At 64.6% G+C, this 12,075-nt stretch carries 10 protein-coding genes; 4 read left to right on the top strand and 6 right to left on the bottom strand.

The window, feature by feature from the left end; genetic code table 11:
• Positions 1–14: 14 nt before the first annotated feature.
• Positions 15–227: a PspC domain-containing protein gene (locus E5222_RS02880; RefSeq protein WP_136692208.1), complete on the bottom strand. Its 213-nt coding sequence runs from the start codon at positions 225–227 to the stop codon at positions 15–17.
• The gene (locus tag E5222_RS16805; protein ID WP_281276732.1) at positions 224–349 is read right to left on the bottom strand and encodes a hypothetical protein; all 126 of its coding nucleotides are present in this window, start codon (positions 347–349) and stop codon (positions 224–226) included. Before E5222_RS16805 ends, E5222_RS02880 begins: the two co-directional genes overlap by 4 nt.
• A gap of 228 nt (positions 350–577) precedes the next feature.
• Between E5222_RS16805 and recF the strand changes: the two genes are divergently transcribed.
• Positions 578–1,663, top strand: coding sequence for a DNA replication/repair protein RecF (recF, locus tag E5222_RS02875; RefSeq protein WP_136692207.1), 1,086 nt, complete (start codon positions 578–580; stop codon positions 1,661–1,663).
• A 134-nt stretch (positions 1,664–1,797) separates the two neighbouring features.
• Here the strand turns inward: recF and E5222_RS02870 are convergent, their stop codons facing one another.
• Positions 1,798–2,475 carry an arylesterase gene (locus E5222_RS02870; protein WP_246021518.1) on the bottom strand — a complete coding sequence of 226 codons (678 nt, stop codon included), beginning with the start codon at positions 2,473–2,475 and terminating at the stop codon, positions 1,798–1,800.
• Between the two features lie 80 nt (positions 2,476–2,555).
• On the opposite strand from E5222_RS02870, the gene E5222_RS02865 reads away from it, so the two are divergent.
• Both E5222_RS02865 and E5222_RS02860 read left to right on the top strand, forming a co-directional pair.
• Positions 2,556–3,257: an ABC transporter ATP-binding protein gene (locus E5222_RS02865; RefSeq protein WP_136692205.1), complete on the top strand. Its 702-nt coding sequence runs from the start codon at positions 2,556–2,558 to the stop codon at positions 3,255–3,257.
• Positions 3,254–5,773: an ABC transporter permease gene (locus E5222_RS02860; RefSeq protein WP_136692204.1), complete on the top strand. Its 2,520-nt coding sequence runs from the start codon at positions 3,254–3,256 to the stop codon at positions 5,771–5,773. The genes E5222_RS02865 and E5222_RS02860 overlap by 4 nt, the downstream gene beginning before the upstream one ends.
• A gap of 1 nt (position 5,774) precedes the next feature.
• Here the strand turns inward: E5222_RS02860 and E5222_RS02855 are convergent, their stop codons facing one another.
• The 3 genes from E5222_RS02855 to E5222_RS02845 all read right to left on the bottom strand — a co-directional run bounded on the left by E5222_RS02855 (position 5,775) and on the right by E5222_RS02845 (position 9,918).
• Entirely contained in the window at positions 5,775–6,617 is an 843-nt protein-coding gene (locus E5222_RS02855) for a hypothetical protein (protein WP_136692203.1), read from the bottom strand.
• 72 nt (positions 6,618–6,689) lie between these two features.
• Positions 6,690–7,088 (bottom strand): DUF805 domain-containing protein, encoded by a 399-nt coding sequence (locus E5222_RS02850; protein WP_136692202.1) that lies wholly within the window; start codon positions 7,086–7,088, stop codon positions 6,690–6,692.
• Positions 7,089–7,203: 115 nt separating this feature from the next.
• On the bottom strand, positions 7,204–9,918 hold the full coding sequence (locus E5222_RS02845; RefSeq protein WP_136692201.1) for a TonB-dependent receptor: 2,715 nt from the start codon (positions 9,916–9,918) through the stop codon (positions 7,204–7,206).
• A gap of 315 nt (positions 9,919–10,233) precedes the next feature.
• On the opposite strand from E5222_RS02845, the gene typA reads away from it, so the two are divergent.
• Entirely contained in the window at positions 10,234–12,057 is a 1,824-nt protein-coding gene (typA, locus tag E5222_RS02840; protein ID WP_136692200.1) for a translational GTPase TypA, read from the top strand.
• Positions 12,058–12,075: the final 18 nt, after the last annotated feature.

Raw genomic sequence — 12,075 nt, 5'->3', positions numbered from 1 at the left:
GGACGCCGGGCGGATCAGTCCGCCAGCGCCCAGATCGCCAGATAGATCAGGATGAAACTGCCGAAGCCGGCAATCGCACCCACCGCAAAGACCAGCCGAACGATCAGCGGGTCGATCCCGAAGTAGCGGGCCAGTCCCGCACAGACGCCGGCAATCTTGCCGCGCTGCCTGTCCAGCCCGAACTTCTTGGGCGAAAGGCCGTTACGACGATTGTCGATCTGGCTCATGCCAGCAGCCCTGCGGTAGCCTGCACCTGCGGAGTGGCGAAGTAGCTCACCAGGATCGCGGTGGTCACGGCGATGGAAGCAATAGCGGCCATCGCACGGTGGAAGAGAGTGTTCGTTTGCATTTCTAAATCCCCTTATCTCGTATCTATCGAGCGACCATTCGCCCGATGCCAGAGACTTTGCAGGAGGTGTGCCAGTTTTGAAAAATGGCAGAATTCTGCCATTTCCGTTCAGGAAGCAGAAAGGTTGTGCGCACAACCAAACTGATAGTTGGGAAATTTCACCAACTTTTGGAATTGCGCTTTTTCGTGGCCTCGACACCGCCGCTCGCCTAGTCCGCTTCAACCACCATGGCGCTCGACCGGATCACCCTTTCCAGCTTTCGCAATCATGCCGGAACCCGGCTTGACGGGACCGCGCGATTCAACCTGCTGGTTGGCGAGAACGGCGCGGGGAAGACCAATGTGCTGGAGGCCCTATCCCTCTTCGCGCCCGGGCGCGGCCTGCGCCGCGCCGCGCTGGCGGAGATGGCGGGACAGGGCGGCGCGGGCAATTTCGCCGTCAGCGCCGCGCTCGATGCAGGGGATGGCGGCGATCCGGTCATGCTGGGCACCGGCACCACGCCCGAAAGGCCCGGGCGGCGGCTGGTGCAGGTCAATGGCGCGGAAGCGAGCGCCATCGGGCTGGGCGAATGGCTGGCGATAAGCTGGCTGACCCCGGCGATGGACCGGCTGTTCACCGACAGCACCTCTGCCCGCCGCCGCTATCTCGACCGGCTGGCCGTGGCGCTCGACCCGGGCCACGCGCGCCATGCCTCACGTTATGAGGCCGCGCTGCGAGAGCGCAACCGGCTGCTGGGGGAGGATTTCGAACCCGATCCCGCATGGTTCGATTCAATCGAAGCACAGATGGCGCTGGCCGGCGCGGCGCTGGCGCAGGGGCGCGCCGCGCTGGTGACGAAGCTATCGGCCCGGCTGGACGAGCTGCCGCCGCAGCCCTTCGCCCGCCCCACCCTCACCTACCGCCCAGGCGGCCCTGTCGAGGAACAAGCGCTGCGTCAGGAACTCGCCCGACAACGCCGCCGCGATCGCGCTGCCGGCCGAACGCTGACCGGCCCGCATCGTGACGAGCTGGAAGTGGTGATGGCGGGCAAGGAAGTCCCTGCCGCGCAATGTTCGACCGGCGAGCAAAAGGCGATGCTGATCGCGATCACGCTCGCCCATGCCGAGCTGGCAGCGGGCGGCAGGCCCGGTCTGCTATTGCTCGACGAAGTTGCCGCCCATCTCGATCCCGTCCGCCGCGCCGCGCTGTTCGTACGGCTGCGTGAAGGCGGGTCGCAAGTTTGGCTGACGGGAACGGAGCGCGCGCCCTTCGCCGAAATCGAAGGTCAGGCCGCGATCTGGCGCGTTGACGGCGGCAGCGTGGAGCGGCTCTAGGCTGCCGGCATTGCGAGCGCAGCGGTAGCGCAGCTGGCCTTGGCCAACCAATCCAGGGCGCTGGGGTGGAACCGCTCTGGATTGCCGCGTCGCCCCGAAATAAGTTCGGGCCTCCTCGCAAAGACGAAGGAAACCTAGTCGCCCTCCGGCAGCGCCGCCACCACCTGATCGACTGTCGCCGCGACGATTTCCTCGATCCCTTCGGCGGTCGGATGGATCCGGTCGGGCAGAATCAGCTCAGGCTTGTCGAATACGGGTTCGAGGAAGAAGGGCACCAGCGCCGTATCGAACTCCTCGGCCAGTATCGGATAGAGGCCGTCGAATTCCTCCTGGTATTGCACGCCCATATTGGGCGGCGCGCGCATGCCCATCAGCAGCACCGGGATATCGCGTTCGGCGAGAGCAGTGAGGATGGCGGCGAGGTTTTCGCGTGTCTGGTCTGGCGTGATGCCGCGCAGCAAATCGTTACCGCCCAGCTCCACCATTGCGAGGTCCGGCGTTTCTTCCAGATTGTCGAGCACGAAGCTGATCCGCTGTAGCCCGGCTGCGGTGGTATTGCCGGAAACGGCAGCGTCGATCACCCTCGCATTGATGCCGCGCACGCGCAAAACGGCCTGCAGGCGCTCGGGATAGCCCTCGTCCTCCGCCAGGTCGTATCCGGCGAACAGGCTGTCCCCGAAGGCGAGGATGGTGCGCTGCTCGCCGATAACCGGCAGCTCTTCGTCGATGGGTGCGGGCTCGCTGGCTTCCGCCTCCGCTACCGGAGCTTCTGCCCCGCAGGCGGCGAGAGCCAGCGCGAGCGATACCGCCAATGATCCACGTAGAGCACTTCGATACATTTGGTTACTACCCTGACCTTTCCTTACTCCCATAGCTATGCCATCCCGAAATTGTGACAACCCCTCCTGAAAATAGACCCGCGATCGAAGCGCGCGACCTCCGGCTGACGCTGGGCGAAGGCCCCGCCGCCGTGGAGATCCTGCGCGGTATCAACCTGACCGTTCGTGCCGGCGAGACGCTAGCCCTGCTCGGCCCCTCCGGATCGGGCAAGAGCTCGCTGATGAGCGTGCTGACCGGCCTCGAACGCGCCACATCTGGCGCGCTCAGCGTGGCAGGCGCCGATTTTGCGCAGATGAACGAGGATGCACTCGCCCTCGCCCGCCGTGGCCGCATCGGCATCGTGCTGCAGGCCTTCCACCTGTTGCCGACCATGACGGCGCAGGAAAACGTCGCCACCCCGCTGGAACTGGCGGGAGAGGACAATGCCTGGGACCGCGCGGCGGCGGAGCTGGAGGCGGTCGGCCTTGGCCATCGCCTCACCCACTACCCCGCGCAGCTTTCGGGCGGCGAGCAGCAGCGCGTGGCCATTGCCCGCGCCATCGTGGCACGCCCGCCGCTGCTCTTTGCCGATGAGCCGACAGGCAATCTCGATGCTTCGACCGGCACCAGCATCGTCGACGTGCTGTTCGACCGCCGCAAGGAAACCGGCGCGACGCTGATAATCATCACCCATGACAAGTCGCTCGCCGATATGTGCGACCGGGTGGTGACCTTGGCCGACGGCCTGATCGCATCGGATACGGCCAAGCCATGAACACGCTGGGCTGGTCTCAGGCATGGGCCATCGCCCGCCGCGACCTGCACCGGCAGTTCCGGGGCCTGCGCCTGCTGCTGGTCTGCCTGTTCCTCGGCGTCGGCGCGCTGGCCGCGATCGGATCGCTGACGGGTGCCATTCGCGGCGAGCTCGACGCGCAGGGTCAGGTGCTGCTCGGCGGCGATTTCGAAGTCGAAGTCTACCAGCGCCCGCTGACCGAGGAGGAGAACGCCTTCCTCGAGCAATATGGCGAGCTGTCACAGGGCCTGCGAATGCAGGCCATGGCGACCACGGAGGAAAGCGCTGCCCCGGTCGAGCTGAAGGCCGTTCAGGACAACTGGCCGCTCTACGGCGCGTTGGCTCTCACCGATGGCCGCAGCACCGGCGCGCCGGCTGCTGGCGAGGCCTGGGTGGCGCAAGGCGTCGCCGACCGGCTCTCCCTTGCCACGGGTGACAGTTTCACGCTGGGCACGCTGCCGCTGACCGTTGGTGGGATCATTGCCGAGGAGCCCGACCGCTTGTCCGAAGGCTTCTCGCTGGGCCAGACCGTGATCGTCCCGCTCGACGTGCCCGGTGAGGCGGGCCTGACGCAGCCGGGCGCGATGTATGAGACGAAGACGCGGCTGCGCTTTGACGGGAATTACGATCCGGAGAATGTCGAAGAGGCGGTGGAGGATGCCTTCCCCGAAGCCGGCCTCGACATCCGCACACGCGACCGTGCCTCCCCCGGGGCGGAGCGTTTTGTCAGCCGCATGGGCGAATTCCTGACGCTGGTGGGCCTTGCCGCACTGGTGATCGCGGGGATCGGCATTGGCGGCGGCGTCTCCTCCTATCTCGAGGCGCGACGAGCAGGCATTGCCACGCTCAAGATCCTCGGTGCGACCTCCAGCGACATCGCCCGCATTTACGCGCTGCAGATCGGTGCGGCTGCGCTGATCGGATCGGCCGCGGGGCTGGTGGCAGGCGTGGCGGTGACACCGCTGCTTGCCTCTGCGCTTGGCTCGCTGCTGCCGGTCGACAATGCGCTGGTGATCGATCCCGGCGCCCTGCTGCGTGCCGCCGCTTTCGGCCTGCTGGTCGCGCTGGTTTTCGCCGCGCCGCCGATCATGCGTGCGCGCGAGTTTCCCGCCATGGCACTGATGCGCTCTCGCGTCTCGCCATTGGGTCAGGGCTGGAAGGGCGCAGCGCTGCCCGTCGCTCTCGGCCTTGCCGGTATTGCCGCGCTCGCGCTTGTCGGCTCGCCTACACCATCGCTCAGCGCGCTATTCCTGCTCGGCGCCCTCGCAATGCTCGGCCTGCTGGCGCTGCTGGGCAAGGCGATCCGCGAGGCTGCGCGCAAGTGGCCGCGCCCGTCCGATCCGATCGTGCGGGCGGCGCTGGCGAACCTCTACCGCCCCGGCTCCGCCACCGGGGCGCTAGTGACCGCACTCGGCTTCGGCCTTGCCGCCTTCGTGCTGCTGGCGAGTGTGCAGACCAGTCTCAACGGCAATATCGAACGCTCGGTCCCCGCCATCGCGCCCGACTATTTCGTCCTCGACCTGCCGGTGGACCGCCTCGACGAATTCAACACCATGGTCGAGGAGCGCGTGCCCGGCGCGCAGATCAATTCCACACCCACATTGCGCGGCCAGGTGATCGCCTATGGGCCGGAGGACAATCCCGCCATCGTCTCCGAGATGGAGGAGCTGCCCGAAGGCGCATGGGGCCTGCGCGGCGAGCGCGGGTTGACCTATGCCACCAATGTCCCGCAGGGCAATGTGCTGACCGAGGGCGAATGGTGGCCGGAAATCTATCGCGGCGAGCCGCTCGTCTCGGTCGACGAGGACCTGGCCACCGCCGCCGGCCTGCAGTTGGGCGACATCATCACGGTCAGCGTTCTCGGCGTCGAGAAGACCGCGCGCATCTCCAGTTTCCGCCGGCTCGACTGGGAGAGCATGGGCTTCAACTACGTCTTCGTCTTCTCGCCCAATGCGCTGGCCGATGCGCCGCACAATGTCGCCGCGACCGTAGCCTTTCCCGACGGGGCGGAGACGGGCACCTTGTTGCGCGATCTTGCGCGCACCTTCCCCTCCTCCTCTGTGATCGAGGTGGGGCCGATCCTGACCGAGGCGCGCAATATCCTCGACCAGGTGGCACTCGCCATCCTCGCCGCCGCGTCCGTGGCGGTGCTGGCGGGCATCGCCGTGCTGCTGGGGGCGATTGCCGCCGCCCGCGCCGCGCGGATCTACGACACGGTAATCCTGCGCGTCCTGGGCGCGAGCCGGGGCCAGTTGCTGGGGCTGCAATTCGCCGAGTTCGGACTGCTGGCGGCAATCCTTGCCGGCGTGGCTTTGGCGCTGGGCACAGGGCTGGCCTGGCTGATCATCACGCAGCTGTTCGAATTCGACTGGCTGCCCGACTGGCCGCGCATCCTGATGGTGCTGGCCGCGGGCCTGGTGCTGGTGCTGGTCTTCGCCTTCGCCGCATCGCTGCCGGTGCTGCGCGCCAAGCCCGCGCAGACATTGCGCAACCTCTAGCTCAGGCGAAAGTCTCGCCGAGCTTCGCGTCCGCCGTCCCGGTGATCTCACCGTGGATCGTCGCGATAAACGCGGCCTGCGCGATCGATGACAGGGCAGCAAAACCAGCAAAGCCGAAAATGAGGTAGAATATAAAGACGATGGCGGTCGTCTCGCTCGGCCCGCCTTCGAACAGCCAGACCGGCACGAACAGCATAAGGCCGAGCAGGAGTTGCAGGACAGCAAAGCCGATGGCCGCCACGAAGATGGCATTCCAGTGCGCGCGCGTCAGCCGCCACGAACGGGCCATGATCTTGAACGGGTTGCGTCCACCCTCGATCGCCGCGATCGGCACCACCAGTGATAGACGCGACCACAGGTAGATCGCCGGGACCAGCACAACGGCCAGTCCGCCCAATCCCGCCAACTCGTCACTCAACCCGCTTATTCGCGCTATAACGGCGCTGATTAGCAGGGCGAGAATACCGAGAGCGCCCAGCAGGACTGTAACCACAAACAAGGTCAGGCAGCTGCGCACCCCTGCCGAAACCGCCTCACCGAAAGCGATGTCCTGCACTGGAGAAGCCTTGGCTGTCATCGAGCCGAGTTGCGCGAGCCACAGGAGGATCCAGCCGAGATAAAACAGCACCATGCCGAGCAAGATGCTGTCGGCGAAGCCGTAGAGGCTCGCCGTATTGCCTATTTCGGAACTGCTATAGGCAGACATCCCGATGACAAGCGCGAACAGCAGGGAAGCGGCGAGATAGATCGCGAAATAGAGCAGCCACATCCCCATCAGGGCGGGGAAGCACCGCGCGACCACGCCCCATGTGCCGGACAGGATCCGGCCTGCGCTCAAAGCCATCAGCTACTCCCCGATCCGCCCAAAGGGGTCAGGTTACGCATAACTTCATGCCCGGCAAGCCGGTGCGGTCGATCAGGAGAAGACGTCACCCATTCGCCCGCCCCTGCCCTTCGGATCGGGACCATACCGGTTTTCACCAGGCGTGCCGTCGAGGCACATGAGGACGAGCAGGATAATTCCCCCGATATAGGGGATGAAGCCAACCAGAACGAGCCAGCCGGACCTGTCCTGGTCATGCAAGCGGCGCACCTGCACGGCCAGACCCGGTATGATCAAGCCGAGCCCCACAATAACCGAAAGAACTATGAACAAGGTCGATCCGCTACCGTCAAACGCACCGAACAAACCGGCGACCATAAACAGTCCGGCAAACAGCAGGATCTGGAACAGCACGAACATCCAGTATTCCATCCGACGCGACCGGCCGCTGAAGTCGGCATAGCGCTGCAGTGGCAGCAACATGTAATCCATCGCCTGATCCCCCATTATTGGCGTAGCCCCGAATCGCTACACACAAACCCCTAACAGACAAAGAAAAAGGGGCCGTGAAGCCCCTTTTTCCATTAACCTTGTTGGCAGTGTCCGGTCAGAAGCCGATCCGCACCGTTGCGCCGTAAGTACGCGGCTGGTTGGGATAGCCGGAGATCGAGCCGGGCTGCGCCGGGCTGTCGAACAGCGACAGCAGGTAGCGGTCGTTGAGCAGGTTGCGGCCCCAGATCGAAAACTCCACGCCCTCGTCCTCCAGCACATAGGTGACCGATGCGGAAAGCTCGTCCACCTGGCGGGTGAAGGGAACCGCGGCTGCCACGGCCTGTGCCTGACCGCCATCGGGCAGCGTCGGGTCGAGGAAGCCGGGCAGGCCGTCGACGACCTGCGTCTCGGATTCGTATGCATAGGTCGAACGCAGGTAGAGCGTGTCGCCATTGCCCAGCGGCTGTTCCCACTGGCCGCCGATCACCACGGTCCATTCGGGGATACCGGCGGGCGTCGCGCCCGAGATATCGCCGAAGGGCGAAAGCGGGAAGCTCTCATAGCTCGGGTCGAGCCAGGTGACCGCAAGGTTCAGCGTCAGCGGATCGATCGGGTTCGCCATGCTTTCGAATTCCACACCATAGGTGCGCTGCTTACCCGCATTGGCGAGGAAGAAGCCGGTGCCGGTGAAGACGTTCGACTGGAAGCCGTCAATATCCTGGCGGAAGCCCGTCAGGTTCATCGAGTAGTCGCCCCAATTGCCCTTCAGGCCCAGCTCGATGACTTCCGATTCCTCCGGCCCGGCAAAGCGGCTGCCGAAGGTCTGGTTGTTGAACAGCAGGCCCGCACTGGCTAGCGCCGCCGCATCGCCCGGAGCCGGACGGCTGTCACGGCTGAGCGCGAAGGAGCTCGCCTTGAAGCCCGTCGCATAGCTCGCATAGACGTTGAGGTCGGGCGAGATATCGTAGGCCAGGCGCACCGTGTAGGAGAAGTCGTTATCCGACGTCTCGCCGCTTTCCACCGAGTTCGGGATGTTCACGAAGCGCGGGAAGTTCTGCAGCGCCTGCGCGATCAGCAGCGAGTTGACCGCCGGGTTGGTGTCGTTCGCATCGGCATAAGCCTGCACCTGTGCAATCGCACCCGCCTGGATCAGCGGGAAGGCTGCTGCACCAGCGGCACCCGCCGGGCTGGTACCTGCGGCAAGGGCTGCGATTTCAGCCGGTGTGGCCACGGTCCCGGCACAAGCGACGGGCACCTGCTGGCAAACGCCGATGGCGATGGCTTGCGGCGCTCCCTGCGCCACGATGGCGGTGTTGCCCAGTGCGACAAGGTCGAGGTTCGAGAAGACGCCGGTCGACTGGTAGTTCGTCGCCCCCGTCTTGTCGTCCATCGTGTAGTTGCCGCCCAGCGTCAGCGTCAGCCCGTCGGTGATCTCGAAATCGACCTGCGCGAAGATGGACAGCGCCTCGTTGTCCAGCGAGAAGCGGCCGGTTTCGACATTGCCCGGTACGAAGAAGGTGCCGATATACTGCGTCGGATCGCCGGCGAGCGCGCCCAGCGTACCTTCGGCTTCGGTCAGAGTCTGGCCGAGCAGCGTGGTGGTCAGCACATTGGCAAAGGGACGGAAGTCCGCGCCATAGGCAACCTGCTGGTCCTCGCGCACCGATTCATCGAAGAAGAACACACCGGCCAGCGCCGTCACCCTGTCGAAGTCGGCGGTGATGCGGAGTTCCTGCGTGAAGGTCTCCAGCTTTTGCTGGTTGTAACGCTGCAGCAGGTCGGCGGAGGTGAAGTCAACGTCCTGCTCGAAATCGCCCTTCGTCTCGCGATAGGCGGTGATCGAGGTCAGAGTCAGAGCATCGTTCAGGTCATAGTCGAGCTGGCCCGAAAAGCCGTAATTCTTCACGTCGTTGGACGACGGGAAGTTGTTGTAGACGACATCGCCGAAAGCATCAGCCGGCGCGTTGACCTGGCCGCCCACTGCCTGCAGCGCCTGGGTGAAGCTGGAAGGCTGGAGGTTGACGACGCCGCAGCAATTCTCGTCGATCCGGTCGAAGTCTGCAATAAAGCGGGCGCTGAAATTGTCGCCATTGTCATAGAGCAGCTGGCCGCGCATGAACCAGCGACTACGTTCGTTGGTGCGCGTGCCCGATGCCGGGTCGTCATTGTAGCCATCGCGGCGGGCATAACCGGCAGCAAAGCTGGCAGCGACGCTGTCCGACAGCGGGCCGGTGACATAGCCCTTGGCAACGATCGCATCGTAATTGCCGTAGGACAGTTCGGCATTGCCTTCAGTGGTGAAGGAAGGTTCGCCCGTCACGATCGAGATGATGCCGGCAGAAGCGTTCTTGCCGAACAGCGTGGACTGCGGGCCGCGCAGCACTTCGATGCGGCTGACATTGGGCAAGTCGCTGATCTGCGCGGCGGAACGGCTGCGATAGACGCCGTCAACGAAGACGCCGACCGATGGTTCGATACCGGCATTGTTGGCGCCGTTGCCGAAACCGCGGATGATGAAGTTGGTGTTGGCCGAGCTCTGCAGCTGGGTGACGCGCAGCGAAGGCACGACGGTCTGCAGGTCCTTCAGGTCGCGGATTTCCTCGCGCTGGAGCGTTTCGCCGGTGGTCACACTGACCGCCACAGGGGTTTCCTGCAGCGTGGCTTCGCGCTTGGTGGCGGTAATGATGATCTGATTGCCGGAGGCATCGTCGGCCTCCTCTGCACCCGCGTCCTGGGCCTGTGCCGCGAACGGCATGGCAAGAGCGAGAGTTGCGACCCCGCAGAGAAAGCTGCGAGCAAGACCGGCTGAGCCGGAATTCCGGATTGTCATGTGTTTCTCCATTCTCCCACGCGATCCGTCGCGGCTTTTCAAATGCTTCTCGCGGATCTCACGGATATAAATAGTCGCGGCCCGATAGTTTACGCAATGGTTAAGCGCTACTCGGACCTGCACGCGGTTGCAGATGAAACTGCACCTGTAACCAAAACGCCACATTATTTGCCCTGATGTAAGTACTTGGCGCCGCCACCTGTCGATGGCGCTTCGACCTTGCGATTGGGCGACACCTCCGCTAGAGGGCGCGGGATTTTCGCAGGCGCAGCACGAACAGTGCCCCTGCCCACACTTAATCCCAAGGTTGTTCCTATGTCCTCGCCCTTGCGCAATGTGGCGATCATCGCCCACGTCGATCACGGTAAGACCACGCTTGTCGACCAGCTGTTCCGCCAGTCCGGCACCTTCCGCGAAAACCAGCGCGTGGAAGAACGCGCCATGGATAGCGGCGACCTGGAGAAAGAGCGCGGCATCACCATTCTGGCCAAGTGTACCTCGGTCGAGTGGAACGGCACGCGCATCAATATCGTCGACACGCCCGGACACGCCGACTTCGGCGCCGAGGTGGAGCGTATCCTGTCCATGGTTGACGGCGTGATCCTGCTGGTGGACAGCGCCGAGGGCGCCATGCCGCAGACCAAGTTCGTGACCGGCAAGGCGCTGTCACTGGGCCTCAAGCCCATCGTCGTCGTCAACAAGATCGACCGCCCCGATGGCCGTCCGCAGGAAGTGCTGGATGAGGTATTCGACCTGTTCGTGTCGCTCGATGCGAATGACGAGCAGCTCGACTTCCCCGTACTCTACGCCTCGGGCCGCGACGGCTATGCGAGCGATGACCAGGAAGCGCGCGAGGGCAATCTGGAACCGCTGTTCCAGAAGATCGTCGACCATGTGCCCGAACCGGGCCTCGATCCCTCGGGCAAGTTCACCTTCCTCGCCACGCTGCTCGACCGCGACAACTTCATGGGCCGCATCCTGACCGGCCGTGTCCAGTCGGGCACGCTCTCGGTCAACGATCCGATCCACGCGCTGGATGCGGACGGCAAGGTCATCGAAGCGGGCCGCGCCACCAAGGTGCTCGCCTTCCGCGGGCTGGAGCGTGTTCCGGTCGAAAGCGCGCAGGCGGGCGACATCATCGCGCTCGCCGGCCTCGAAAAGGCGACCGTGTCCAACACCATCGCCGATCCGGCCGTGAGCGAGCCGATCGCCGCACAGCCGATCGACCCGCCGACGCTCGCCATGCGCTTTTCGGTCAATGACAGCCCGCTGGCGGGCCGCGAAGGCGACAAGGTGACCAGCCGCATGATCCGCGACCGCCTGATGCGCGAGTCCGAATCGAACGTCGCCATCCGCGTCACCGAAAGCGACGAGAAGGACAGCTTCGAAGTCGCCGGCCGCGGCGAATTGCAGCTGGGCGTGCTGATCGAGACGATGCGCCGCGAAGGCTTCGAACTGGGCATTTCACGCCCGCGCGTGCTGTTCCGCGAAGAAGGCGGCCAGCGTACCGAGCCTTATGAGACCGTGGTGATCGACGTCGATGACGAATTCTCCGGCACGGTCGTGGAGAAGATGCAGCGCCGCAAGGCCGAGCTGACCGAGATGCGCCCGTCCGGCCAGGGGAAGACCCGCATCACCTTCTCCGCCCCCTCGCGCGGCCTGATCGGCTATCACGGCGAATTCCTGTCCGACACGCGCGGCACGGGCATCATGAACCGCCTGTTCGAGAAATACGGCCCGCACAAGGGCCCGATCGAAGGGCGCCAGAACGGCGTGCTGATCTCGATGGAAAATGGCGAAGCGGTTGCCTATGCGCTCAATGCGCTGGAAGAACGCGGCGAGCTGTTCATCAAGCCGCAGACCAAGCTCTATCAGGGCATGATCATCGGCGAGAACGCCAAGCCGGACGATCTGGAAGTGAACCCGCTGAAGTCCAAGCAGCTGACCAACTTCCGCGCCAGCGGCAAGGACGAAGGCATCCGCCTGACCCCGCCGCGTGTGATGACGCTGGAACAGGCCATCGCCTATATCGACGATGACGAGATGGTGGAGGTCACCCCCCAGTCCATCCGCCTGCGCAAGGCCCATCTCGACCCGCATGAGCGCAAGCGCGCCAAGCGGGCATCGCAGGCGGCGTAAGGCCCAAACGGCCTAAGC

The sequence above is a fragment of the Alteraurantiacibacter aquimixticola genome (assembly GCF_004965515.1).
GTDB lineage: Bacteria > Pseudomonadota > Alphaproteobacteria > Sphingomonadales > Sphingomonadaceae > Alteraurantiacibacter > Alteraurantiacibacter aquimixticola.
This window is presented reverse-complemented; position numbering and strand designations above follow the sequence as displayed.